The 25,035-nt window shown below is 71.7% G+C and carries 23 protein-coding genes; 11 read left to right on the forward strand and 12 right to left on the reverse strand.

Annotated elements, in window-relative coordinates; all coding sequences use genetic code 11:
• Positions 1-14: 14 nt before the first annotated feature.
• The 4 genes from ABZ840_RS29735 (at position 15) to ABZ840_RS29750 (ending at position 4,959) form a co-directional block, all read left to right on the forward strand.
• A complete protein-coding gene (locus tag ABZ840_RS29735; RefSeq protein ID WP_361564435.1) occupies positions 15-581 on the forward strand; it encodes a 2Fe-2S iron-sulfur cluster-binding protein in 567 nt (188 codons plus the stop codon).
• Entirely contained in the window at positions 578-1,570 is a 993-nt protein-coding gene (locus ABZ840_RS29740) for a xanthine dehydrogenase family protein subunit M (RefSeq protein WP_361564437.1), read from the forward strand. Before ABZ840_RS29735 ends, ABZ840_RS29740 begins: the two co-directional genes overlap by 4 nt.
• A complete protein-coding gene (locus ABZ840_RS29745) occupies positions 1,567-3,702 on the forward strand; it encodes a xanthine dehydrogenase family protein molybdopterin-binding subunit (protein WP_361564439.1) in 2,136 nt (711 codons plus the stop codon). The genes ABZ840_RS29740 and ABZ840_RS29745 overlap by 4 nt, the downstream gene beginning before the upstream one ends.
• A gap of 108 nt (positions 3,703-3,810) precedes the next feature.
• On the forward strand, positions 3,811-4,959 hold the full coding sequence (locus ABZ840_RS29750) for an XdhC/CoxI family protein (protein WP_361564441.1): 1,149 nt from the start codon (positions 3,811-3,813) through the stop codon (positions 4,957-4,959).
• 84 nt (positions 4,960-5,043) lie between these two features.
• On the opposite strand, the gene ABZ840_RS29755 is transcribed toward ABZ840_RS29750, so the two are convergent.
• Positions 5,044-8,247 carry a carboxyl transferase domain-containing protein gene (locus ABZ840_RS29755; RefSeq protein WP_361564442.1) on the reverse strand — a complete coding sequence of 1,068 codons (3,204 nt, stop codon included), beginning with the start codon at positions 8,245-8,247 and terminating at the stop codon, positions 5,044-5,046.
• 76 nt (positions 8,248-8,323) lie between these two features.
• Between ABZ840_RS29755 and ABZ840_RS29760 the strand changes: the two genes are divergently transcribed.
• Together ABZ840_RS29760 and ABZ840_RS29765 are read left to right on the forward strand one after the other, a co-directional pair.
• Entirely contained in the window at positions 8,324-9,139 is an 816-nt protein-coding gene (locus ABZ840_RS29760; RefSeq protein ID WP_361564444.1) for a helix-turn-helix domain-containing protein, read from the forward strand.
• Between the two features lie 2 nt (positions 9,140-9,141).
• A complete protein-coding gene (locus tag ABZ840_RS29765) occupies positions 9,142-10,830 on the forward strand; it encodes an AMP-binding protein (RefSeq protein WP_361564447.1) in 1,689 nt (562 codons plus the stop codon).
• On the opposite strand, the gene ABZ840_RS29770 is transcribed toward ABZ840_RS29765, so the two are convergent.
• A complete protein-coding gene (locus ABZ840_RS29770) occupies positions 10,778-11,476 on the reverse strand; it encodes an HAD family phosphatase (protein WP_361564449.1) in 699 nt (232 codons plus the stop codon). The genes ABZ840_RS29765 and ABZ840_RS29770 overlap by 53 nt on opposite strands.
• Before the next feature lie 24 nt (positions 11,477-11,500).
• The gene (locus ABZ840_RS29775; protein ID WP_361564452.1) at positions 11,501-11,980 is read right to left on the reverse strand and encodes an Lrp/AsnC family transcriptional regulator; all 480 of its coding nucleotides are present in this window, start codon (positions 11,978-11,980) and stop codon (positions 11,501-11,503) included.
• A 257-nt stretch (positions 11,981-12,237) separates the two neighbouring features.
• On the opposite strand from ABZ840_RS29775, the gene ABZ840_RS29780 reads away from it, so the two are divergent.
• Positions 12,238-12,375 (forward strand): hypothetical protein, encoded by a 138-nt coding sequence (locus ABZ840_RS29780; RefSeq protein ID WP_361564455.1) that lies wholly within the window; start codon positions 12,238-12,240, stop codon positions 12,373-12,375.
• Between the two features lie 65 nt (positions 12,376-12,440).
• Here the strand turns inward: ABZ840_RS29780 and ABZ840_RS29785 are convergent, their stop codons facing one another.
• From ABZ840_RS29785 to ABZ840_RS29825, 9 genes are all read right to left on the reverse strand, one after another.
• Positions 12,441-13,808, reverse strand: coding sequence for an MFS transporter (locus tag ABZ840_RS29785; protein WP_361564457.1), 1,368 nt, complete (start codon positions 13,806-13,808; stop codon positions 12,441-12,443).
• Positions 13,805-14,956 carry an LLM class flavin-dependent oxidoreductase gene (locus ABZ840_RS29790; protein ID WP_361564460.1) on the reverse strand — a complete coding sequence of 384 codons (1,152 nt, stop codon included), beginning with the start codon at positions 14,954-14,956 and terminating at the stop codon, positions 13,805-13,807. Before ABZ840_RS29790 ends, ABZ840_RS29785 begins: the two co-directional genes overlap by 4 nt.
• Before the next feature lie 197 nt (positions 14,957-15,153).
• On the reverse strand, positions 15,154-15,243 hold the full coding sequence (locus ABZ840_RS29795) for a putative leader peptide (RefSeq protein WP_361564463.1): 90 nt from the start codon (positions 15,241-15,243) through the stop codon (positions 15,154-15,156).
• A gap of 114 nt (positions 15,244-15,357) precedes the next feature.
• On the reverse strand, positions 15,358-16,008 hold the full coding sequence (gene lipB, locus ABZ840_RS29800) for a lipoyl(octanoyl) transferase LipB (RefSeq protein ID WP_361564465.1): 651 nt from the start codon (positions 16,006-16,008) through the stop codon (positions 15,358-15,360).
• Positions 16,009-16,092: 84 nt separating this feature from the next.
• Positions 16,093-16,371 carry a Rieske 2Fe-2S domain-containing protein gene (locus ABZ840_RS29805; protein ID WP_361564467.1) on the reverse strand — a complete coding sequence of 93 codons (279 nt, stop codon included), beginning with the start codon at positions 16,369-16,371 and terminating at the stop codon, positions 16,093-16,095.
• Entirely contained in the window at positions 16,372-17,205 is an 834-nt protein-coding gene (locus ABZ840_RS29810; protein WP_361564470.1) for an iron-containing redox enzyme family protein, read from the reverse strand. It abuts the gene before it with no gap.
• Positions 17,206-17,279: 74 nt separating this feature from the next.
• Positions 17,280-18,116, reverse strand: coding sequence for a dihydrodipicolinate synthase family protein (locus tag ABZ840_RS29815; protein WP_361564473.1), 837 nt, complete (start codon positions 18,114-18,116; stop codon positions 17,280-17,282).
• Positions 18,103-18,615, reverse strand: a complete 513-nt coding sequence (locus tag ABZ840_RS29820; RefSeq protein WP_361564476.1) for a DUF6190 family protein — start codon at positions 18,613-18,615, stop codon at positions 18,103-18,105. Before ABZ840_RS29820 ends, ABZ840_RS29815 begins: the two co-directional genes overlap by 14 nt.
• Complete coding sequence (locus ABZ840_RS29825; protein ID WP_361564479.1) at positions 18,605-19,759, reverse strand: pyridoxal phosphate-dependent aminotransferase; 1,155 nt, start codon at positions 19,757-19,759, stop codon at positions 18,605-18,607. The genes ABZ840_RS29820 and ABZ840_RS29825 overlap by 11 nt, the downstream gene beginning before the upstream one ends.
• Positions 19,760-20,021: 262 nt before the next feature.
• Here ABZ840_RS29825 and ABZ840_RS29830 point away from each other — a divergent pair, with 262 nt between their 5' ends.
• From ABZ840_RS29830 to ABZ840_RS29845, 4 genes are all read left to right on the forward strand, one after another.
• Entirely contained in the window at positions 20,022-20,693 is a 672-nt protein-coding gene (locus ABZ840_RS29830; protein WP_361564481.1) for a GntR family transcriptional regulator, read from the forward strand.
• A complete protein-coding gene (locus ABZ840_RS29835; RefSeq protein WP_361564484.1) occupies positions 20,690-21,388 on the forward strand; it encodes a DsbA family protein in 699 nt (232 codons plus the stop codon). Before ABZ840_RS29830 ends, ABZ840_RS29835 begins: the two co-directional genes overlap by 4 nt.
• 286 nt (positions 21,389-21,674) lie before the next feature.
• Positions 21,675-24,347 (forward strand): pyruvate dehydrogenase (acetyl-transferring), homodimeric type, encoded by a 2,673-nt coding sequence (gene aceE, locus ABZ840_RS29840; RefSeq protein ID WP_361564486.1) that lies wholly within the window; start codon positions 21,675-21,677, stop codon positions 24,345-24,347.
• 2 nt (positions 24,348-24,349) lie between these two features.
• Positions 24,350-25,035, forward strand: a 686-nt coding sequence (locus tag ABZ840_RS29845; protein WP_361564489.1) for a biotin/lipoyl-containing protein, incomplete at its 3' end; no start/stop codon positions are given.

Genomic DNA, 25,035 nt, shown 5'->3' on the forward strand with positions numbered 1-25,035 from the left:
AAAGAAGGCTGCCCATGCCCTCATCGACGTCCAGCGCCATCACCTTGAACATCAACGGAGAGAAGCACACGCTGCCCGTCGATCACCGCACCACCCTGCTCGACGCACTGCGTGAGCGGCTCGACCTGACAGGCACCAAGAAGGGCTGTGACCAGGGCCAGTGCGGCGCCTGTACGGTCCTCCTCGACGGCCGCCGAGCCGTCTCCTGCCTGCAGCTCGCGGTGGCCGCCGAGGGGCGTGAGATCACCACCATCGAGGGCGTGGCCGACGGGGACGAACTGCACCCGGTGCAGCAGGCGTTCCTCGACCTCGACGGTTACCAGTGCGGCTACTGCACCCCGGGCCAGATCTGTTCCGCGCTCGGTGTGATCAAGGAGCACGCGGCGGGCTGGCCCAGCGCCGCGACCGACGACGTGCGGCCCGAAGCGGGACCGCCGCCCCTCACGGCCGACGAGATCCGGGAGCGGATGAGCGGCAACCTGTGCCGCTGCGGTGCGTACGTGTCCATTGTCCAGGCGGTCGCGCGGGCGGCCGAGGCCGAGGCCGAGGGCGCTCGGACCGGTACGGAGGCTGCGGTATGAGGGAGTTCGGTTACCAGCGGGCCTTCGACGTCTCCGGCGCGGTCGCGCTGCTCGGCGCCGAGCCCGAGGCGCGTTACCTCGGCGGCGGCACCAACCTCGTCGACCTGATGAAGACCGGCGTGGAGCGGCCGGCCGGGCTGGTCGACGTACGTGAACTGCCCCTGAACGAGATCGAGTTGACGGAAGACGGCGGGCTCCGTATCGGTGCCACCGTCACCAACAGCGACCTCGCCGCCCACCCCGAGGTGCGGCGTCGGTACCCGGCGCTCGCGCAGGCCGTGCTCGCCGGGGCCTCCGGTCAGCTGCGCAACATGGCGACCGTCGGCGGGAACCTCCTCCAGCGCACCCGCTGCGGTTACTTCGCCGACGTGACCAAGCCCTGCAACAAGCGGAACCCGGGCAGTGGCTGCCCCGCCATCGCGGGCGAGCACCACAACCACGCGATCCTCGGCGCCAGCGAGCACTGCGTGGCCACCCACCCCTCCGACATGGGGGTGGCGCTCAGCGCCTTCGACGCGGTCGTCTCGTACGAAACCGCCGACGGGCCGGGGGAGTTGCCGCTCGCGGAGTTCTACCTCCCGGTGGGGGACACACCGCACCTGGAGACCGCACTGCCGTCCGGCGCGCTGATCACCGGCGTCACGATCCCGCCGGCCCCGGTCGCCGCCCAATCGCGGTACCGCAAGGTGCGGGAGCGGGCCTCGTACGCCTTCGCGATCGGCTCCCTCGCCGCCGCGCTCGACGTGCGGGAGGGCCGCGTGCACGAAGTGCGGCTCGCCTTCGGCGCGGTGGCGTCCCGCCCCTGGCGGGCGCGCGAGGCCGAGGCGGCGCTCTGCGGCGGCCCCGCGACCGCCGAGGCGTTCGGCGCCGCGGCGGACGCCGAGCTGGCGGCCGCCGAGCCGCTGGCCGACAACGCGTACAAGGTGACGCTCATGCGCAACCTCGTCGTGTCCGTCCTGACCGAGCTCACCGAGGAGGCCACTCGATGACCACTGCGACCGGAACACCCGCGGCGACGGGGGCCGTCGGCACCGCGCACACCCGCGTGGAGGGCCTGGCCAAGGTCACCGGAGCGGCCCGCTACGCGGGCGAGATCCCCTTCGCCGAGATGGCGCACGGCTGGCTGGTCCTGTCCACCGTCGCCCGCGGCCGCATCACCGCCGTCGAGACGGACCCCGTACTGGCCATGCCGGGCGTGCTCAAGGTCCTGCACCACGGCAACGCACCCCGCGTCGACACCGACTACGTGGGCCTGCTCGGCAAGCCCGACCCCACCATCGCGGTCTTCCAGAACGACCGGGTGCCGCACATGGGATGGCCGGTCGCACTGGTCATCGCCGAGACGTCCGAGCAGGCCAGGGAGGCTGCCGAGGCGCTGGTGGTCCGGTACGACGAGGAACCGCACGACGTGGTGTTCGCCGCCGGGCGGCCCGGTACGTACACGCCGGACGGCTCCGCCGAGGAGAAGGGCGACGTCGAGGCCGAGCTGGCCGCGTCCGAGTTCGTCGTGGACGCGGAGTACACCACGCCGGAAGAGCACCACACCATGCTGGAGCCGCACGCGGCGATGGCCCGGTGGGAGGACGGGCGGCTCGAGGTCGTCGACTCCAACCAGAGCACCATGTGGGTGGCGGGCGAGCTCGCCAACCTCTTCTCCCTCGACCCGGCCTCCGTACGAGTGCGTTCCGAGCACGTCGGCGGCGGCTTCGGGTCCAAGGGCGTCCGGGTCCACCAGGTGTGCGCCGTGATGGCCACCACCGCCATTCACCGGCCCGTACGCGTCGTACTGACCCGTCGTCAGATGTTCTCGCTCACCGGCTACCGCAGCCCCACGGCACAGCGGGTCCGGCTCGGCGCGGACACCGACGGACGGCTGCGGGCCTTCGCGCACGAATCCCAGAACCTCACCTCGACCGTGCACGAGTTCGTCGAGCCGAGCGCCACGGTGGGGCGGGTGATGTACGACGCGGACGCGCACCACACCGTCAACCGTGTCGTACGGCTCGACGTGCCGACGCCGACGTTCATGCGCGCGCCGGGCGAGGCGCCGGGCTCGTTCGCGATGGAGTGCGCGCTCGACGAACTCGCGGAGCGGGCGGGCATCGACCCGATCGCACTGCGGGTACGCAACGAGCCGGACGCCGGGCCCCTCTCCGGTCTGCCGTTCAGCAGCCGCAACGTGCTGTCCTGCTTCGAGGTGGGCGCCCGCAGGTTCGGCTGGGCGGACCGCGACCCGCGCCCCGGCGTGCGGCGTGACGGTCGCTGGCTGCTCGGTACGGGCATGGCGGCGGCCGCGTTCCCGTCCAACGCCCTGCCGTCCACGGCGTCCGTGACGGCCGAGGCGGACGGCACCTTCACCGTACGCATCAACGCGGCGGACATCGGCACCGGTGCGCGGACCGCGATCACCCAGATCGCCGCGGACGCGCTGGAGACGAAGCCGGACCGGGTCCGGGTACGGATCGCGGACAGCGACTTCGGCCCGGCGGGCATCGCCGGCGGCTCCATGGGCACCCGCACCTGGGGCTGGGCCGTCATCGCCGCCGCCGGTGAGCTGCGCGAACGGCTGTCCCTCGGTGGCACCGTCCCGCCGGAGGGCATCACGGTACGGTCCGACACCACCGAGGCCGTCGGTGCGCTGGCGAAGAAGGAGCGGCACTCCTTCGGCGCGCAGTTCGCCGAGGTCGCGGTGGACGTCACCACCGGCGAGGTGCGCGTACGGCGGATGCTCGGCATCTTCGCCGCCGGCCGCATCATCAACCCGCTGACCGCCCGCAGCCAGTTGGTCGGCGGCATGATCTGGGGCCTGTCCATGGCGCTGCACGAGGAAGCGGTGCGCGACGCGGCCACGGGCGGCCACGTCAGCCCCGACCTCGCGGGCTACCACTTCGCCGCCAACGCCGACGTACCGGTCATCGAGGCGGACTGGGTCGAGGACGCGGACCCGGACGACCCGGTCGGCATCAAGGGCGTCGGCGAGATCGGCATCGTGGGCGCCGCGGCGGCCATCGCCAACGCGGTCTGGCACGCGACCGGCGTACGCCACCGGCACCTCCCGATCCGCCCGGACCGGGTGATCGTGGCGGGCACGGGGGCAGAGGCGGCGGGCGTGGCGGTCTGACCCGCGCTGCCGTGGGGGGCGGGACCGAGCCCGGCCCGCCCCCCATCGCCCGTCCCCGTCCCCCCCCGCACACCCCACACAGTCAGCAGCAGGAGAGAGGACACCGACATGCTGGACATCGCCGACGAACTGCACCGGTGGGTCGAGCAGGGCCGGGACTTCGCCGTCGCCACCGTCGTGGCCGTCGGCGGCAGCGCACCGCGCAGCCCCGGTGCCGCCCTCGCCGTCGACAGCGAGGGCACGGTCATCGGATCGGTCTCCGGTGGCTGCGTGGAGGGCGCCGTGTACGACCTGTGCACCCAGGCCCTGCAGGACGGCACGACGGTGCGCGAACGCTTCGGCTACAGCGACGAGGACGCCTTCGCCGTCGGCCTGACCTGCGGGGGAGTCATCGAAGTACTGGTCACCCCGGTACGCACGAACGCCCCGTCCAGGTCGGCCCTCGCAGCCGCCCTGTCGGCCGCAGCCCGCGGCGAGACAGCCGCCGTGGTCCGAGTGGCCGAGGGCCCACCCCACCTCCTCGGCACTGCACTCCTGGTCCACCCCGACGGCTCGTACGAAGGCAGCCTCGGCGGCCCTTCGCAACTGGACCAAGTAGCGGCGGCGGAGACCCGAGCCATGCTCGCCACCGGCCGAACAGCCGCCTTCACCGCATCCGCTGGCGGCACCCACTGCGAGTCCGACCTGACCCTCTTCGCCGAGTCCAGCGTGCCCCCGGCCCGCATGATCGTCTTCGGCGCCATCGACTTCGCCGCGGCCCTCGTCCGCGCGGGCAAGTTCCTCGGCTACCACGTGACCGTCTGCGACGCCCGCCCCGTCTTCGCCACCCGCGCCCGCTTCCCGGAGGCCGACGACATCGTCATCGACTGGCCGCACCGCTACCTCCGCCGCACCGGAACCGACGACCGTACGGTCCTCTGCGTCCTCACCCACGACGCCAAGTTCGACGTCCCCCTCCTCGCGGAGGCCCTCACCATGCCCGCCGCCTTCATCGGCGCCATGGGCTCCCGCCGCACCCACGAGGACCGCAACCACCGCCTCCGCGAAGCCGGCGTCACCGCCCCCCAACTGGCCCGCCTCCATTCCCCCATAGGCCTCGACCTCGGCGCCCGCACCCCCGAGGAAACCGCCCTCTCCATAGCCGCCGAAATAATCGCCACGCGCCACGGGGGGACGGGGGTGCCCCTTACAGGCGCGGGAATGCCGATCCACCGGTCGCCGTCGGGGGAGGGCGGGACGGGGGCGGCGGTGGCGTGACCCGCTTCGCCCCGAACGGTATCGGGGGTGGCTTGATGGCTCGCCCGAGGGCAGCCCCGCCCCCCCCGTGGCCCTGCCGTCACCTCACCACGTATCCACAAACCCCCGTCCCCGCTCCGGCAGGTCTTCGGCGCGGTATCCCGCCAACGCCGAGGTGATCCAGTCGCGGGAGGTTGCCGGGTCGATGACTGCGTCGAGTTCCAGGGCGGCGGCCGCGTTCACTGCTTTGCCGTGGTCGTAGAGTTCCGCCACGCGGGATTCGAAGGCGCGTTGGCGGTCGGCCGGGTCGGGGATGGCTTCCAGTTCCTTGCGGTAGCCGAGGCGGACTGCGCCTTCCAGGCCCATGCCGCCGAGTTCGCCGGTCGGCCAGGCGGCGGTGGCGAGGGGGGCGCGGGTGGAGCCGCCCATCATGGCCATCGCGCCGAGGCCGTACGCCTTGCGGAGGATGAGGGAGACGACGGGGACGCGGAGGTTGGCGCCGGTGACGAAGAGACGGGCGAAGTGGCGTACGGTCGCGTCGCGTTCGGCGTCGGGGCCGACCATGAAGCCGGGGGTGTCGCAGAGGGCGAGGACCGGCAGGCCGAAGGCGTCGCAGAGCTGGAGGAAGCGGGCGGCCTTGTCCGCGGCGTCGCGGTCGATGGCGCCGCCGAGGTGTTGGGGGTTGTTGGCGACGAGGCCGAGAGGGCGGCCCGCCACCCTGACGAGTGCCGTCACCATGCCCGTGCCGAAGCCGGGGCGTAGTTCGAGGACCGAGTCGGTGTCGGCCAGGGCGTCGATGACCTGGCGGACGGGGTACGCGCGGCGGCGGTTCTCGGGGATGGTGTGGCGCAGGAGGCGGGGGTCCGGGGCCTGCCAGTCGTCCGTGGGGCCGCGGAAGTAGGAGAGGTAGCGCTTGGCGGTGCGGACCGCTTCGGCCTCGTCCGCGACGGGGATGTCCACGACGCCGTTGGGCACCTGAACGGAGAGGGGGCCGACCTCCTCGGGGGCGTACGAGCCGAGGCCGCCGCCCTCGATCATCGCCGGGCCGCCCATGCCGATCGACGCCTCGGGGGTCGCGATCACCACGTCGCAGCAGCCCAGCAGCGCCGCGTTGCCCGCGAAGCAGCGGCCGGAGGCGATGCCGATGAGGGGGACCAAGCCGCTGAGCCGACCCATCTGGTGGAAGGTCATGATGTCCAGGCCTGCGATGGAGGAGGTGTCGGTGTCGCCGGGGCGGCCGCCGCCGCCCTCCGCGAACAGGACTACGGGCAGGCGGCGTTGTTCGGCCACGCTCAGCAGGCGGTCGGTCTTGCGGTGGTTGTTGTGGCCCTGCGTGCCGGCCAGCACGGTGTAGTCGTACGACATCGCCACGCACGGCGCGCCGTCGACCGTTCCGGTGCCGGTGACCATGCCGTCGGCCGGGGTCGAGGCGATCAGGTCGTCGAGGGAGCGGCGTCGGCGTTGTGCCGCTATCGCCAGTGCGCCGAACTCCGTGAAGCTGCCCTTGTCGCAGAGGTCGGCGATGTTCTCGCGTGCGGTGCGGCGGCCGAGTGCGTGTCGTTTGGCGACTGCTTCGGGGCGCTGGGCGTCCAGGCCGACTGCGTGGCGTGCCAGGGTCTCGGCCAGGTCGGCGCGTATGGCGTCCGGGTCGGCCTTGGTGGTCGTGGTCTCGTCGGCGGTGCCGAACGCGGACGGTTCCAGGATCAGCAGCGGCTGTCCTTCGGAGGCCGTGTCGCCGACCGCGACTCGTACGGTGCGTACCGTGCCGGCGGTCGGCGCTGTCAGTACGTGTTCCATCTTCATCGCTTCGAGGACGAGCAGTTGTTGTCCTGCCCGTACGGTGTCGCCCGGTGCCGCGTCGAGAGTGACGACGGTGCCCGCCATGGGCGCGGTGACCGCTCCGTCGTCGTTGCCCTCCGCGGCCGGCGGGGCGTCGTCCTCGGTGACCAGGTGGGGCAGGTGGTCGGTCACCCAAGAGGTGTGTGTGCTGCCCGCCGCGAACTCCGGGTGGGCCAGCACCGCCCTGAGCAGGGGGATTCCGGTGCGTACGCCCTCCACGGTGAATTCGGCCAGGGCCTGGCGGGTTCGTTCGCAGGCCGCGGTGAAGTCCGGTGTGGGGACGCGGGTGATGACCTTCGCCAGCAGTGGGTCGTAGCGCGCGCCGACGGTCAGGCCGCCGCAGGCCCCCGTGTCGACGCGGACGCCGGGGCCGGTGGGGACCTCGAAGCGGGTGAGGGTGCCTGCGGAGCCGCGTACCGTTCCGTCCCGCGTCGTGACCTCGGCGTTCACTCGTGCCTGTACGGCGAAGCCGAGGGGCGGGGGCGGGCCGTCGGCCAGGCCCAGATCCGCCAGCGTGGCGCCGGCCGCCAGCCGCAGCTGCGCGTCGACCAGGTCGATGCCCGTCACTTCTTCGGTGACGGTGTGCTCGACCTGGAGGCGGGGGTTGGCCTCCATGAAGTGGAACTCGTCGTCCCGGACGAGGAATTCGAAGGTGCCTACGCCCGCATAGCCCACCTCGCGGGCCATGCGGGTTGCGCACTGCAGGAGTTGGTCGCGGATGGATGCCGGCAGCGCGGGCGCGGGGGCTATTTCGATGAGCTTCTGGTGGCGGCGCTGCGCCGAGCAGTCCCGTTCCCAGACGTGGGTGACCGCGCCTGTGGTGTCGCCGATGACCTGTACTTCGATGTGGCGGGCGCCCGTGAGCAGGCGCTCGACGTACAGGTCGCCGCGGCCGAAGCCCTGTTCGGCCTCCGAGCGGCAGCGTTCCCAGGCCTCGGCCAGTTCGGTGGCGTCCCGCACTATGCGCATGCCCCGGCCGCCGCCCCCGCCCAGTGCCTTGACCATCACCGGGCCGCCCGCGCCCGGGCCGTCGGTCAGGAACGCGCGGGCTTCGTCGAGGGTGGTCGGGCCGCTGGTGCCCGGCAGTACCGGTACGTCGAGGGAGCGTGCGAGGTCCCGGGCGCGCGCCTTGTCGCCGAAGAGGCCGAGCACGTCGGGCGAGGGGCCGACGAAGACCGTGCCCGCCTCGGCGCAGGATCGGGCGAAGTCGGCGTCCTCGCTGAGGAAGCCGTAACCGGGGTGTACGTATGCACAGTTGGCTGCCTGCGCTACTGCGAGCAGGGCCGTTGCGTCGAGGTACGCGGCGGGGCCGGAGCCGGGTAGCGGGTGCGCCTCGTCGGCCAGGCGGACGTGCGGGGATGCCGCGTCGTCCTCGGCGTACACCGCGACGCTGCGCAGTCCGGCCGCGGCGGCGCGCGCCACCCGGACGGCGATCTCCCCGCGATTGGCGATGAGCACGGCTGACCCCATTGAGCGAGCACCTCCACGCTGAGACGGCGGCTGTCATGCTCATTGACATTGGCGTCAACGTCAATATGGTCGAGGCGTGGCAGGCAGAGAGCAGTCCGCATCCGCACCCCGGCAGGCTTCGGAGCGCGACCGGCCGAGGGAGTCCGACCGGCCGAAGGAGTCCGGACGGTCGAGGGAAGCCGACCGGCCGGGGGAGTCCGGTCGGCAGTCCGCGCGTGGGCACCAGCCCTGGGCGACCCGTACGGCCCGCGACCGGAGTGATACGCCCGTGCGGCACCGGCTGCTGGACGCCGCGGAGGCGGTCTTCGCGCGCCGCGGTTACGGCCCCGCCACCATCGCCGACATCGCCGCCGAGGCCGAACTGTCCCGGGCCGGTTTCTATGTCTACTTCGCGTCCAAGGAAGAGATCTTCCGGGTGCTCGCCGTGCGGGTGCGGGATGCCTTCCTCGCCGCCCAGGAGGTGCCGGACACCGATCCGGACGACGTGCGCGCGGTCGCGTACGACTCCACCGCCGCCTTCATCGAGGCGTACGCAGGGCACCTCCCGCTGCTGCGGCTGATCGAGCAGCAGGCGCAGGGCGACGCGGAACTGGACGAGTTGTGGCGGGAGATCAGCGAGCGGCCCACGCGTCGCACCGCCCGCTACATCCGCCGTCTGACCGAGGCGGGTGAGCTGACGCCCGTGACCGGCCCGTCGGCGGTGGCCCGCGCGGTGGGCGGGATGAGCGTGCAGTTCGCCCGGCTGGTCGCCGAGGACCCGGCCGCGTACGAGTCCGCCGTACGTGAGGTCACCGCCATGTACCTGCATCTGCTGGGCGTCCGGGGACCGGCGCCGCGGCAGCGCAGCGCACCGCCGCACGACGAGGGACACCAGGCGATACCGGAGGAGTAGCAGTGAGCCGCGCGACGCGTATCGAGCACTACCTGACCGATCTCCGTACCCGGCAGGACCGGGCCCGCAGCGGCCGACAGGCCGGTGGCATCCGGCCGCGGACCGGCGAGCGGACCGTACCCGGCCATGTGCACCACTGGGCGACCGTTGCCCCCGACCGCACGGCCCTCGTCTTCGAGGGCCGGGAGACGACCTACCGGGAGCTGGACGAGGCCGCCGACCGGCTGGCGGGGTGGCTGGCCGCGCGCGGGGTGGGGAACGGCGACCGCGTCGGCGTGCATCTCCCCAACTGCCCGCAGTTCCTGATCGCGATGCTCGCCGTGCTCCGCCTGGGCGCTGTCCACGTACCGGTCAACCCCATGTTCAAGGCCGCCGAACTCCGCCACGAACTGGCCGACTCCGGCGCCTGTCTGGTCGTCTCCCGTACCGAACTGGCCGCGGCCGTCGAGGAGATACGTGCCGACACTCCGGTGCGCGAGGTGCTGCTCGCCGACACCGACGACTGGCACGACGCCCTCGCGCACGCCCCGCACGGCAGCATCGCCGACGATCCGGACGCGCTCGCCGCCCTCAACTACACCGGCGGCACCACCGGCATGCCCAAGGGCTGCGAACACACCCAGCGGCACATGGTCTACACGGCCACCGCCATCGATTCGGGGCGCGCTCTCGAACCGGCCCCCGAGGGCATCGTCTCCCTCTGCTACCTGCCGATCTTCTGGATCGCGGGGGAGAACCTGGGCATCCTCGCGCCGCTGGTCTCCGGCGGTACGAGTGTGCTGCTCGCGCGCTGGGACCCGGCCGCCGTCCTGGACGGGCTGGAACGGTACCGGGTCGCCACGATGGCCGGCACAGTCGAGAACTACCTCGAACTCCTCGACCGCCCGGACCTCGCCTCGCGCGACCTCTCCGCCTTCACCGCACCGCTCACCGTCTCCTTCATCCGCAAGCTCACCCCGGAGGTGCGCGACCGCTGGCGCCGCGCTGTGGGCGGCCACAGCGTGCTGCGCGAGGCCTCGTACGGCATGACCGAGACGCACACCAGCGACACCTCCACCCTCGGCTTCCAGGACGGCGACCGCGACCTGCTCGGCGAGCCCACCTTCTGCGGGCTGCCGGTGCCCGGCACGGACATCATGGTCGTGGACTTCGCGACCGGCGAGCCGCTGCCGCTCGGCGAGCGCGGGGAGATCGTGGTCCGCGGCCCGTCCGTGCTGACCCGCTACTGGCGCGCGCCCGAGGCCACCGCGGCGGCGCTGCGGTGGGGGTCCCCCCGGTCGAACGAAGTTGAGACTGGGGGAGGCTGGCTGCACACCGGTGACATCGGCAGCATTGACGAGGAGGGCTGTCTGGTCTACCTCGGGCGCGACAAGGACATGATCAAGGTCAACGGGATGAGTGTCTTTCCGACGGAGGTGGAGACCCTGCTCGGGCGCCATCCGGACGTGCTGGCCGTGGCCGTCGTGGCGGTACCGGACGAGCGGCGCGGCCAGCGCCCGTACGCGTACGTGCGTACCGTTCCCGGCAGCACGTTGACCGCCGAGGTGCTGGGGGAGTGGGCGGGCGCGTCGATGGCCGCTTACAAGCTGCCCGCCATCGAGCTGACGGACGATCTGCCGCTCACCGCCACCGGCAAGATCAGGAAGACGGAGCTCGCCGCGCGAGCCAGGCGTACGCGGCCTGCGCCGTGAACTCCCGCTGACCGCCGCTGAAGAGGAGCCCGGCGCCCTCGAACGCCGGGTCTTCCGCGGTCTCCGCCACGTAGGGGATCGCGATGCAGCCCATGCCGGCGCGGCGCGCGGCCTCGGCGCCGGGCGGGGCGTCCTCCAGCACCACGCAGCTCTCCGGCGCCACCGCCAGCCGCCGGGCCGCCTCCAGGAAGACGTCGGGCGCGGGCTTGCCGCGCTCCACCTCCTCGGCCGACACCCGCGTGGAGAGCCAAGTGTCCAGGTCCGTGCCCTTCAGCACGGCGTCGATCGCGGCCCGCGACGATCCGGACGCCACCGCGAGCGGGTGTCCGGCCGCGTGCAGCTGTTCCACGAAAGCGCGCATCTCCGGGAAGACCTCGGTGTTCGCCCCGGCCAGCTCCAGGTAGATCTCGTTCTTCCCGGCCAGCAGCTCCGACACCGGCGCCTCGATCCCGTACTCCTTCTTGAGGATCTCCAGCGTCTCGCGCGTCCCGATGCCGATGAACCGGGTGTGGTGTTCCCAGGTGAAGTCGGTGACCCCGTACCGGGCCAGCAGCCGCCGTCCGGCTTCGTAGTAGTTGGGTTCACTGTCGACGAGGGTGCCGTCGAGGTCGAAGACGACGGGGGTGCGGGAGGGGTCGGTGCTCATGCCCCCAGCATGCCAAGCGCGCGGTCAGCGCGCCGCCGCAGCCCCGCCCACGTCCTCCACGAGCGGCAGCAGCCGGTGCGGCACGCGCTCGCGGAGTGCCACCTCCGTGCGGGTCCGTACCACTCCCGGCATGTTGATCAGTCGCTGGATCACGTCCTCCAGGTGGGCCGCGTCGCGCGCCACCACCTTGGCCAGCAGGTCGCCGCCGCCCGTCGTCGAGAACGCCTCGATGATCTGCGGCACCTCGGCCAGCAGCGCCGCGACCTCTTCCAGGTGGCCCTGGGTGACCTCGATGTGCGCGAAGGCGGTGACGGGGTGGCCGAGCGCCGCGGGGGAGAGCCGCGGTCCGTACGCGGTGATCACCTCGTCCCGCTCCAGCCGGTCCAGGCGCGCCTGCACCGTGCCGCGGGCGACGCCGAGGATGCGTGCGTACTCGCGCACGCTCGTCCGCGGCTGTTCGAGCAGCAGCCGGAGGATCCGGGCGTCGAGTGCGTCCACGGCCATGGGGGACGGGCTCCTTACGGGCGGTGCGGGTGCGGGCCGGTCGGCCGCCGGCCTCCAGTGTGCGGTGTGCCGCGCCGGCATGCGACGGCGGGGGCCGCGGGACCGCTGATCGTCCGAACATCAGTTCACCCGAGCGTCACTGTGTGTTCGCCGAAAGTCACCCTTCCGTCACCTCGACAGGGCAAGGAAGAGGGAGTGGCCGACGCGGCCCCGTCCGGGGAGCCGCGCGGACAGAATCGAACAGGAGTGTGATCTCGGTGGGAGAGTTGCTCTGCGCGGTGCTGGCGAAGGCCGGCCTCGCCATCGCCGAGGTGATCATCACCAAGGTCGTCATGGAACTCTGCACCGCCTACGTACGGAAGTACCGCATGGACGCGGCAATGGCGGCAGCCTGAGACGACCGGCAGCGCAGGTCGCGTCCCCGACCTGTGCGTGCCGGCCGTCCCGGTACCGCCGGCGGCTAACCGGCGGCGAGCGCCCGCCCCGTCGGGATGTGCAGCTCCGGCTCCCGCAGCCGGCTGGTCGCCCACATGCTCACCAGCCCCGTCAGCGCCAGATAGCCGCAGGCGAGCCAGGGGGTGCCCGAGCCCAGGGCCAGCAGCGCCGTCATGATCAGGGGGGTGATGCCGGACGCGAAGATGCCGGACATCTGGTAGACGAAGGACATGCCCGTGTACCGCACCGGAGTGGCGAACAGGGCCGCGAACAGCGTGCCCTGGGCCCCGTAGAACGAGGCGTGCACGAGGCCGAGGGTGACCAGGAGCGCCACCGCGAAGGCCCATGTCCCGCCCGTGCCGAAGAGCCAGAACGCCGGGAACACCGAGACGGCGAAGGCACCCATGCCGACGAGGTAGACACGGCGCGCGCCCAGCCGGTCGACCGCCGCTCCGGACACCGGAATCAGTACGGCCATCACCAGAGCCGCGGCCGTCACCGCGAGCAGCACCGCCGTACGGTCCAGCGCCAGCGTCCCCGTCGCGTAGGTGAGGGCGAAGACGCCCCAGGTGTTGAAGGCGGCGCCCTCGCCCCACCGCGCCAGCATGCCGAGCAGCACGTGCCGGCGGGCGGCCTTCTCGCGCACCACCTCCACCAGCGGCGCCGAGCGCGGCAGTTCCTGCAGCCGGCGCACCGCGCGGAACGCCGGGGTCTCGTCGATCTTCAGCCGGACGGCCAGCCCGACGCCGACCAGCACCAGGCTGATCAGGAAGGCGACCCGCCAGCCGTACCCGAGGAACGCCGCGTCGCTGAGCACGTTGTTGAGGAGCGCGAACACCCCGGTGCCCAGCGCCAGGCCGAGCGCCAGCCCGATCTGCGGATAGCTGCCGAACCGTCCCTTGCGGCCCTCGGGCCCGTACTCGACGGCCAGCAGCACGGCCCCCGCCCACTCGCCGCCCAGCGCCACGCCCTGTGCGACCCGGAGGACCAGGAGCAGTGCGGGGGCGAGGATGCCGACCTGCTGATAGGTGGGCAGCAGGCCGATGAGCGAGGTGGAGACGCCCATCAGGCCCATGGTGAAGGCGAGGGTCCGCTTGCGGCCGATCCGGTCGCCGACGTGCCCGAAGAGCAGGCCGCCCACGGGACGGGCGACGAACCCGACGGCGAACGTCGCGAACGACAGCATGGTGCCGACCGTGCCGTTCGCCACCGGGAAGAACAGCTTGTCGAAGACCAGTCCGGCAGCCGTGGCGTACAGGAAGAAGTCGTACCACTCGACGGTGGTGCCCAGCAGGCTGGCGAGCACCACCGTCCGCAGCCGCGAGGCCGGGGCCTCGACCTGCCTTTCGGGGGAGTGCGGTGGCGCCTGCGCGGACGCGGACGCGGGGCTCATCGGCCGGCGAACGGGACGATGCCCGCCTCGGCCGTGCGCGGGCCGGCCGGGTGCTGCCACAGACCGCGCTTCTCCAGCAGCGGCAGCACGCCCTCGCCGAACCAGTACGCCTCCTCCAGGTGCGGCACACCGGAGAGCACGAACTCCTCGATGCCGAGCCGGGCGTACTCCTCGATCAGGTTGGCGACCTCGGAGTGGCTGCCCACCAGTGCCGTGCCGGCGCCGCCGCGGACCAGCCCGACGCCGGCCCACAGGTTGGGGTAGATCTCCAGCTTGTCGGTGGACCCGCTGCCGTGCAGTTCGCGCATCCGGCGCTGGCCTTCGGACTCGCTCGTCGCCAGCCCCTGCTGCACCGCCTTGATGCGCTCCGGGTCCATGCCCTTCAGCAGCCGCTCGGCCTCGGCCCACGCCTGCTCCGAGGTGTCCCGGCTGATGGTGTGCAGCCGGATGCCGAACCGCACTTCGCGGCCCTGCGCGGCGGCCAGCGAACGCACCCAGTCGATCTTCTGCTTCACCTGCTGCGGCGGCTCGCCCCAGGTCAGGTACACATCGGTGTACCGCGCCGCCACCTCGCCGGCCGCGGGCGAGGAGCCGCCGAAGTAGACCTGCGGCACCGGGTCGGGCAGCCGGTTCAGCTTCGCGCCCTCCACTCGCAGGTGCTCGCCGTGGTGGTCGACCGTCTCCCCGTCCCACAGTCGCCGCACGATGTCCAGGAACTCGCCGGTGCGTGCGTACCGCTGGTCCTTGTCGAGGAAGTCGCCGTAGGCGCGCTGCTCCGCCGACTCGCCGCCGGTCACGACGTTGAGCAGCAGCCGGCCGTGCGACTGCCGCTGGTACGTCGCCGCCATCTGCGCCGACAGCGTCGGGCTGATCTGGCCGGGCCGGAAGGCGACCAGGAATTTCAGCCGCTCGGTGACCTGGGTGAGCATCGCCGTCGTCAGCCAGGCGTCCTCGCACCATGCACCCGTCGGCGTCAGCGCCCCCACGAAGCCGAGCTGCTCGGCGGTCCGGGCGATCTGGCCCAGGTACTCGATCGAGGCGGGGCGGTCGCCGCCGGCGGTGCCGGGCTGCGAACCGTGGCCGCCGCCGACGATGTGCCGGCTGTCACCGGTCGTGGGCAGGAACCAATGGAATGTCAGAGCAGACATGAGGACTCCGGGGAAGGGCGGCGGGTCACGCCCCGAGCAGGGCACGGTGGCCCGGCGAGGTACGTGACGAGGTGCCGCGGAAGGCATGACGAGGCGCCGCGGGGGAGCGGCGACAGCGCGCCGCCGGGTGCGGGAAACGAGGGAGAAACGCGGCAGCACGGCCCCGGTGAGCCAGGGGTCCGCGGCCGGAAAGCGCGTCAGACGCGACAGTTGGCGCTGGACTGGCGACACAGATCGACGTGGAGGCGTCCCACGAGGAGGTCGGCAGCAGCAGTCATGCCTGGCATTCTGCGTCGGGCACCCCGCCCGGTTCAAGCCGTTGAGACAAGTGTTTCAGCAGGTGAGACGGCCGTACGGACCGCGGGGCACTGCCCAGTGCCGAGCGCTCGTACGACCGCAGGTCACCGCGGGACGCCGAGCGCCCGGGCCACCGCGTCCCGTACCTCGTCCTCGCCCGGTGCCGTCCGGCCCTGCGCAGCGGCCATCTCCGCCAGCGAGGTCATCGCCACCTCGGGCAGTCCGCATGCGGTGAACCGGGTGAACTCGTCCAGATCGGAAGCGATGTTGAGGGCGAAGCCATGGCTCGTCACGCCGCCGCGGATGCGCATCCCGATGGACACCAGCTTGTCGTGGTCCGGCGTCCACACACCGACCAGGCTCTGCGCGCCGGGCGGTGTGTCACGGCGCACCGTCGCGAAGCCCAGCGAGTCCAGGGCGCTGATCAGCCCGTTCTCCAGCCAGCGGACGATGTCGCCGGGGCCGCGCTCGCGCAGGTTCAGCACCAGGTAGCCGATCAGCTGGCCGGGGCCGTGGTACGTCGCCTGCCCGCCCCGGTCGACCTCGACCAGCGGGATCGGGGAGTCGGCGCGCGGCAGCTCCGCTGCCGGGGTCCGGGAGCCGTAGGTGATGACGGGCGGGTGCGTCAGCAGGAAGAGCCGGTCGCGGGCGTGGCCGGCCCGCCGCTCCTCGACCCAGCCCCGCATGGCTTCCATCGCCTCGGCGTACGGGACCTCCCCCAGGTCGACGCGGTCCAGCCGCTGCTCGTACGACACTTCGGAGGGCTCCTGTCAGGGCGAAAAAGGGGAGGGGAAACGGTGCGGCGGACCGCTCGGCCGCGGTCCGCCGCACCGGGTACGTCAGCCTTCGGCGGGCGCGGGCTCCGCCGCGGAGAGCTCCCGGACGCACAGGGCGTCGGAGGTCGGGCCGGTGATCGCCTCGCCCGTCTCCAGGGAGTAGCTGGAGTGGTGCAGCGGGCAGGTGATCCGCAGGCGGGCGGCGTTCACATAGCCGTGGGCGAGGAGGCCGCGGCGGTGCGGGCAGAAGGCGCCCACCTCGAACGCGCGGTCGCCGACCGTCACGCGCAGGCGGTCCTCGGAGATCTGCTCGACCGAGGTCCGCGGTGTCGGTCCGGGCATTCAGGCCACCTTCACTGCGGAGGCGACGGCCGCCTCGGTGGCGCCGCCGATGACCTCGCTGGCGAGCTTGAAGCCGGTCCACACCTTGACCGGGTGCAGCTCCGCCTCGGCGTCCAGCTCGCGGATCGCGACCTGGAGCTCCTTGGCGTGGAAGTGGTCGATGTGCAGGTGCTCGGTGTAGTAACGGGCGCCGGTGAGCCCCAGCCGCTCGGCCGCCGCGGCGAACGGCTTGAAGGCGTACAGGATGCTGCACTCCAGGTAGCACAGCGTGCCGAGGAAGTATTCGGGGTGCGGGGCGCGCGCCGCGGCCCAGAAGAAGGCGTTGACGAAGGCGAACGTCTCCTCGTTCGTCGTGTCGAGGTAGTCGTCGACCTCGACCGACATGCCGAGTTCGAGCATCAGCTCGCGGTAGATGTTGAAGTGCGCCTGGTCCAGGTTGCCGCACCCGAACTCGTCCACCAGCACCCGGAAGATCGCCATCTTGGCCTTCTTCGGCAGCCGCCACACGATGGGCAGGAAGGACTCGGACTCGGTCAGCCCGTCCACGGCGAACTGGGCGACGACCTCCTTGAACTGCTCCCGGGTCAGGTCCTCGGCCAGTACCCGCTCGAAGGGCGGCGGGTCCGCCTCCTCGGCGGCCAGCAGCTCTTTCATGTGCCGGCTCAGGGTGGCCCGGTCGGGCATGTCCGGTGCCGTCGCCTCGATCTCGTCGGCGCGGGCGACGATCAGCCGCTGCTCCAGCTCATGGAGTTCGCGCAGCTCGTCGGGGGTGTGAATGGTGCGGTTCAGCTCGAACAGCCGGCTGCCGGCCGTACGTGTCGTGGTCGTGGTCACTCGTGACTCCTGTGGTGGTGGCGCGGCCGGGCCCGCCCGTCGGGGGCCGGCCCGGCCGCGCCGGTCGGCTCCGGTCAGCCGGCCGCGAGCGCGGTGCCGATGACACCGCGCCGGACCAGTTCGGTCTTCACGTGCAGGTACCAGTCGTCCGCCAGCAGCTCGTACTCCTTGGAGAGCACGTCGATGCGTGCCTGGGCCTCCCGCGAGAAGCCGTCCAGCGCGGCGTTGCACGCGGCCGGTTCGAGGTTGGCCAGCGGCCCGACGAAGCCGTGCACGCCGGGGGCGTCGGCGATCAGGTGCTCCCAGCCCTGGAAGACCGGTACGTCCGTGCCCTTGGCGAGCAGCTCGCGGGTGAACTCCGCCGAGCCGCTGGACTCCTTCACGCCCACGACGCCCGGCAGCGCGCACACCTCGCGCAGCGCGTCCACGTCCAGCGGCGCCTTGGAGATGGCGTTCTCGTGATACACGAAGACCGGCAGCGGACTCTTTTCGACGATGACCCGGAAGTGCTCCAGGAGGGAGACGGGCGGCACGTCGGCGGCGGGGAAGGGCGGCGGCACGACGATCGCGTCGGCCCCCAGCTCCGCGGCGAGCCCGGCGCGGGCGAGGATCCCGGCGGTACGGCCGATCTCGACGCCCGCCAGCACCGGGGCGCCGGCCGCGTGCGTCACGGTGAGGTGCACGATGTCGATCCACTGCTTGAGCGACAGGCGCCAGCCCTCGCCGGTGCTGAGCGCCGGCATGAAGCCGGTGACACCGTCCCGCAGGGACTCGATCAGCCGGACGGTGCTCTCCTCGCACACCTGCCGGCGCTCGTTGACCGGGGTCACCAGCGGGACGACGGTCCCGCGCAGCTGCTTGAGCCGGTCGACCCGCGCCGAACGGTCGGGCTGCGGTTCAGACTGCGGCATGGTCCACCACCAGTTCCAGGGAGATGTCGTAGAGCTTGTCGAGGGTGCCCGTCCCGTCGGCGAAGCGCGCCGGACCGTCGGCCGGGTCGGGCCGGCGGACCGGCAGGCCGAGCGATGTCAGGGAGAGCAGCCGCGGGTTGACCGTGACCAGCTCCCCGCAGGTGGCCGAGACCGAGGCCAGCAGCATCCGCTCCCGCAGCGACAACGCGGCGGCGGGGGAGGGTAATTGGTCGAAGGCCAGCCAGTCGTCGGCGGTGTAGGCGCGGCGGCGGACCGGCATCACCGAGTGCAGCAGGTCCATGAACGGGTAGTACGCGTCCTGCGCGGCGCGCGGGTACCCCCACACGACGTCGTCGCAGCGGCCCACTTCCTCGTACGTCATCACCAGCGGCCGCTCCAGGTGTGCCGCGAAGAAGGCCGCGCACGAGGCCCGCACCGCCGGGTCGGTGCTGTGCATTCCCATGAACAGGGAGGCGTCGACGTAGAGGTCACCCGCCATAGGAGTCCACCCCTTCGCGCAGCCGGGACACCGACGCCTTGAACTCCTGCGGGTCGCGGGCCAGCGCGAGGCGGACGTACCGCTCGCCGCGCTCCGGCTCGTTCCAGAAGAAGTAGGTGCCGGGGAGGACGTACACCTCGTACGCGGCGAGGTGTTCCTGGAGTTCGGTGGCCTTGACCTGCTCGTCGCGGATGCGGAACCAGGCGACGCTGACGTTGACGGCCGGCTCGATGTGTTCGAGGAGGCTGCCGTCGAGGGTCTTGAGGGCGGTCTCCCGGTTACGGGTGATCACGTCGCGGACCGAGGCCATGCCGTCCTCGATGGAGTCCTCGACGTAGCGGGCGAGGAAGTTGAGGACGAAGGGGGAGACGTCCAGCAGCACGCTGGTGTGGATGTTGTAGACGTCCTCGTACAGGTCGCGGCTGCAGGTGAGCAGCGCGCACTTGGCGTCCTGGAGCGGCCAGGTCTTGCCGGTGTCCTCCAGCGCGATGTACCGCACGCCGGAGGAGTCCAGCAGCTCGTAGAGGTCGAAGCGGCCGAAGCGCGGGTCGGCGAGGGCGAACGCGGCGAAGCACAGGTCGACGACGAAGAGTTTGTCGTGGTCGACGCAGTAGCGGATGACCTCTTCGAAGCCCTTGCGGCCGTGCGAGAGCAGCGAGAAGCCGGTCGGGTTGTTGGGGTCGACGAGGAAGAGCGCGTCGGTGGTGACGGACTCGGCGAGCCGCTCGTAGATGCGGTCGGCGTCGTGCAGCGCGTCCTCGGGGACGGGCACCGGCTGGACGCCGACGTTGCGGAGGACGTCGGGGAGGTTGTCGAAGCACGGTTCGACGAGGCTGACGCTGATGTCGTGGCGGCGCAGGTACATGCCCGCGACGAGGGTGGAGATGGACGCCGCGTACGACAGCATCGTCGTGTCGGCGCGCACGCTGTTCTGGCCGTGCAGCCGGAAGAAGACCTCCTTGAAGCGGTCTTCCAGATCGGCCTGCCGGGTCTCCTCCGCCTCGTACCACAGGGCCGGGAGCGCGGCGACGATCTCCCGCTGGCCGGGCGACTGCTGTTGGTGGGTGTGGGCGTCGGCGAGGTTGAACCGGGTCTTGAGTGCCTGGATCTCGTGCTGGGTGAGGTCGAGAAGCTGCTCGGGCACAGGGCTCCTTGAAGGAAGCAGCGCGTGCGGACAGGGCGGATCTGATCGATCGATCGGGCCGGTCCGCAGGCGAAGGGAAATATCGGGAAAAGGTGATCGAACGACGCGGAGAGCGCGCGTCGTGTGGCGCTGCCGGGCCCGCACCCGGCGTGAGACGCATCGGCTTCCCTGGGAAGCACGCAGAACTGATGCGGTGTGACCACCTGATGCCGTACGTTAATCGATGATCGATCAACGCTCAAGAGCTCCCGGAGATTCGTCCATGGTCGGTACCAGCACCCCCGAACCACCGCACAGCGTCGTCCCGGTGGCCCGCGTGCCCCTCAGCGAACAGGTGCGGCGCCACCTGCTGCAGCAGCTCCTGGACGGGCGGTGGGAACCGGGGGACCGCATCATCGAGCGGCGGGTGGCACAGGAACTCGGCGTCAGCCAGGCGCCGGTCCGTGAAGCGCTGCGCGACCTCCAGGCGATGCAGTTGATCGAGTCCACGCCCGGAAAGGGCGTGCGGGTACGGGAATTGACCCCCGACCAGCTCAGCGAGGTCTATCCCGTACGCGCCGCACTGGAACGGCTGGCCGCCGAGCTGGCGGTACCGCGGCTCGCCGGCGATGTGTCGACGCTGGAACCGCACCTGGAACGGATGCATCAAGCGGCCCGGGAGGGCAACACCGATGCCCAGATCACGCACGGCGTCGAGTTCCACCGGGAGATCGTCCGGGCCGCCGGGAACCACGTACTGTTCCGCAACTGGGAGTCGCTGGCCATCGAGCTGTGGACGCGACTGTCCCTGAAGTGGCTGCGCACCGGACTGCACGAGAACGCGGCCGATCACGAGGCCATAGTGCAGGCCTTCCGCCGGCAGGACCCCTACGCGGGGCGCCTGGTGCAGCTGCATGTCCTGGATTACGCCAACAAACCGATCGGAGCCCCATGACCGGCACGCCCCACCCCCGTACGCAGACCGAACCCGGTGTCGTCACCGTCTTCTCCGACATCTGGTGTTCGTTCGCGCACGTGGGGATCCACCGCCTGCACGCCACCCGTCGGCGCCTCGGCCTGGAGGGCCGCGTGCGCTTCAACCACCGGGCCTTCCCGCTGGAGTTGTTCAACAACGGGCCCAGCCCGCGCCCCGGAACCGACTCCGAGGTCGGGGGCATCGCACACATCGAGCCGGACGCCGGCTGGCAGCTCTGGCGCGCCCCCGACTGGAAGTTCCCCTCGACCTCGATGCCCGCGCTGGAAGCCGTCCAGGTCGCCAAGGAGCAGGGCCTGGAGGCGTCCGAGCGCCTCGACCTGGCGCTGCGCCGGGCGTTCTGGGCGGAGAGCCGATCGATCGGCGCGCGGGCCGTGGTCGTCGCCGTCGCCGAGGAGACCGAAGGCGTCGACGCCGAGGCCATCGCCGCAGGTCTGGACGACGGCCGGGCCCGGCGGACGGTGACCGAGGACTTCCGCTGCGCCAAGGAGCACGAGGTGAAGTGCAGTCCGCACCTCTACCTGCCGGACGGCTCCGACCACCCCAACCCGGGGGTCACCGCACGCTGGCACGGCGCGTACGGCACCGGGTTTCCGCAGGTCACCAGCGATGATCCGAGCGCGTACGAGGAGTTGCTCAAGCGCGCAGCGGGCTGACCCCCGGCCCCGGGGCGCGGCCGGGGGAGGAGGCTCCGTACAGGTAAAAATGATCGATCATCAATCATTACTGCTCGGTAATGGTTGACCCTGGCGTTCGCGAGTCTCTACTTTTTGTTGAGCGGAACCATGGTTCCGCAGTCCGGAAGTTGCCGCAAGGTGACATCAGTTGAGGCCGTTTCGACCGGTCCACCCGCATCGCCGGTCGTCCGCCCGACCACCGGAGGTGCCGCAGAAGCGCGCGGCACCTCCGGTTCCTCACCCAGGAACGTGAAAGGGGATCACCGTGTCCCAGCTCGACCAACTGCCCGACAGCGACCCGTCCGAGGTCGCCGAATGGCGCGAATCGCTGGACGGCGCCGCCCGCGCCGGTGGGCCGCACCGGGCCGCCTACCTGCTGCGCCGCGTCGCGGAGCACGCCGAAAGCACCGGGGTCGGCCTCCCCCCGCTCCTGGAGACGCCGTACATCAACACCATTCCGACCGCAGCCGAGCCGGAGTTCCCGGGCGACGAGGCGATGGAGGCGCGGATCACCGCCTGGAACCGCTGGAACGCGGCGGCGATGGTCACCCGCGGCAACCAGCGCGGCGGCCTCGGCGGCCACATGGCCACCTTCGCCTCGGCGGCCTGGCTCTACGAGGTCGGGTACCAGCACTTCTTCCGCGGCAAAGAGGCGGACGGCAGCGGTGACCAGCTGTACGTCCAGGGGCATGCGTCACCCGGCGTCTACGCCCGCGCGTTCCTCGAAGGCCGACTGACCGAGGAGCAGTTGGACCGCTTCCGGCAGGAGGCCGGTGGCGAGGGCCTGCCCTCCTACCCGCACCCGCGGCGGCTGCCCTGGCTGTGGGAGTTCCCCACCGTCTCGATGGGCCTGGGCCCGCTCTCGGCGATCTACCAGGCGCGCTTCAACCGCTACCTGGAGCACCGCGGGATCAAGGACACCTCGCACTCCCACGTCTGGGCCTTCCTCGGCGACGGTGAGATGGACGAGCCGGAGTCCACCGCGGCGCTCGCCCTGGCGGCGCGCGAGGGCCTGGACAACCTGACCTTCGTCATCAACTGCAACCTGCAGCGCCTGGACGGCCCCGTCCGCGGCAACTTCAAGATCGTGCAGGAGCTGGAGCGGCAGTTCCGCGCCGCCGGCTGGAACGTCGTCAAATCGCTGTGGGGCCAGGCCTGGGACGACCTGCTCGGACAGGACGTGGACGGCGCCCTCGTACGCCACCTCGGCAGCATCCCCGACGGTCAGTTCCAGACCTTCGCGGCCCGCGACGGCGCGTACATCCGCGAGCACTTCCTCGGCGACCGGCCGGAGCTGGCCCGCCTGGGACAGCAGCTCACCGACGCCCGGCTGGAGGAGATCGTCGGCACCTCGCGCGCCGGCCACGAGCCCCGCAAGGTCTACGCCGCGTACAAGGCCGCCGTCGAGCACAAGGGCGCGCCGACCGTCATCCTGGCGCAGACCGTCAAGGGCTGGACGCTCGGCCCTGGGTTCGAATCGCGCAACGCCAACCACCAGATGAAGAAGCTGTCGGGCAAGGAATTCCGCGCCATGCGCGACCTGCTCGAACTCCCCATCCCCGACAGCAGGTTGAACGACGAACTGGTGCCGTACGCGCACCCGGGCGCGGACTCGCCCGAGGTCGCGTACCTGAAGGAGCGGCGCGCCGCGCTGGGCGGGCCGGCCCCGGCCCGCAAGGTCACCGCGAAACCGCTTCCGATGCCCGCCGACAAGCCGTTCGACGCGCTGAAGAAGGGCTCGGGCACCCAGGAGATCGCCACGACGATGGCGTTCGTCCGCCTGGTCAAGGAGCTGATGCGGGACAAGGAGACCGGCAAGCGCTGGGTCCCCGTCGTCCCCGACGAGGCCCGGACCTTCGGCATGGAGTCGCTCTTCCCGTCCGCCGGGATCTACTCGCCGCTCGGCCAGACCTACGACCCGGTCGACCGCGATCAGCTCCTGTACTACAAGGAAGCCAAGAACGGTCAGATCCTCAACGAGGGCATCACCGAAGCCGGTTCGCTCGCCTCGCTGACCGCCGCCGCGACCTCGTACGCGACGCACGGCGAGCCGATGATCCCGTTCTACATCTTCTACTCGATGTTCGGATGGCAGCGGACCGCCGACCAGTTCTGGGCCCTGGGCGACCAGCTCGGCCGCGGTTTCGTCATCGGCGCGACCGCCGGCCGTACGACGATGACCGGTGAGGGCCTCCAGCACGCCGACGGCCACTCCCACCTCATCGCCTCCACCAACCCGGCCGCCGTCTCCTACGACCCCGCCTTCGCCTACGAGGTCGCGGTGATCGTCAAGGACGGCCTGCGCCGCATGTACGGCGAGACGGCCGAGCACCCCGGCGGCGAGAACGTCTTCTACTACCTCACGGTCTACAACGAGACCAAGGTCCAGCCGCCCATGCCCGAGGGCCTGGACGAGCAGGGCATCCTGCGCGGTCTCTACCGGTACAAGGAAGCGGCGGGGGTTCCCTCCGACGCGCCGAAGCTCCAGCTGCTGGCCTCCGGCACGGCCATCCACTGGGTGCTCGAAGCCCAGAAACTGCTCGCCGAGGACTGGGGCGTGGCCGCCGATGTATGGTCGGCGCCGTCCTGGACGGAGCTGCGCCGGGACGCCCTGGAGTGCGACGCCGCACGGCTGCGCGGCGACGACCGGATTCCGTACGTGACCCGCGCGCTGGACGGCGCGCCCGGCCCCGTGGTCGCGGTCAGCGACTGGATGCGGGCCGTGCCCGACCAGATCGCCCCCTGGGTCGAGCAGGAGTGGATCTCCATCGGCACGGACGGCTTCGGCCTCTCCGACAGCCGGGAGAACGTCCGCCGGTACTTCGGGGTGGACGCCCAGTCCATCGCCGTGAAGGTGCTGGCCACGCTGGCCCGCCGCGGTGACGTCAAGCCGGAGGTCGTACGACAGGCCACCACGCGCTACGGGCTGGAGGGCTGACCGTGAGCACGGACGTCGTGCTGCCCGCACTGGGCGAGTCGGTCACCGAAGGCATCGTCACCCGCTGGCTGAAGGAGGTCGGCGAGCCGGTCGAGGCCGAGGAACCGCTGCTGGAGGTGTCGACGGACAAGGTCGACACCGAGATCCCCGCCCCGGCCTCCGGCACTTTGCTGGAGATCGTGGTGGGCGAGGACGAGACGGCAGAGGTCGGTGGCAGGCTCGCGGTGATCGGCGAGAAGGGTGACACCCCGGCCGCCCCGGCCGCCGCGCCTGAGCCCGCCGCCGCGGCGCCGGCCTCCGAGCCGGTCCCGGCCCCCGCTCCGGCCCCCGCCCCGGCCCCGGCGCCGGCTTCCGCCCCGGCCGCGCCGCCCGCCCCCGTTGGTGAGTCCGACGGTGCGTACGTGACGCCACTCGTCCGCAAGCTGGCCCGGGAGAGCGGTGTGGACCTGACCACGGTGCAGGGCACCGGCGTCGGTGGCCGCATCCGTAAACAGGACGTGCTCGCCGCGGCGGAGACGCACACGGTGGACGCGGGCACCGCGCCCGCCGCCACGCCGTCGGCCCCCTCCCCGGACGGGCGGACGCTGCGTGGTCAGACCGTCAAGATGCCGCGGATGCGCAAGGTCATCGGCGACAACATGATGAAGGCCCTGCACGGCCAGGCGCAGCTGACCTCCGTGGTCGAGGT

This window comes from Streptomyces sp. NPDC047117, assembly GCF_040643545.1.
Classification (GTDB): domain Bacteria; phylum Actinomycetota; class Actinomycetes; order Streptomycetales; family Streptomycetaceae; genus Streptomyces.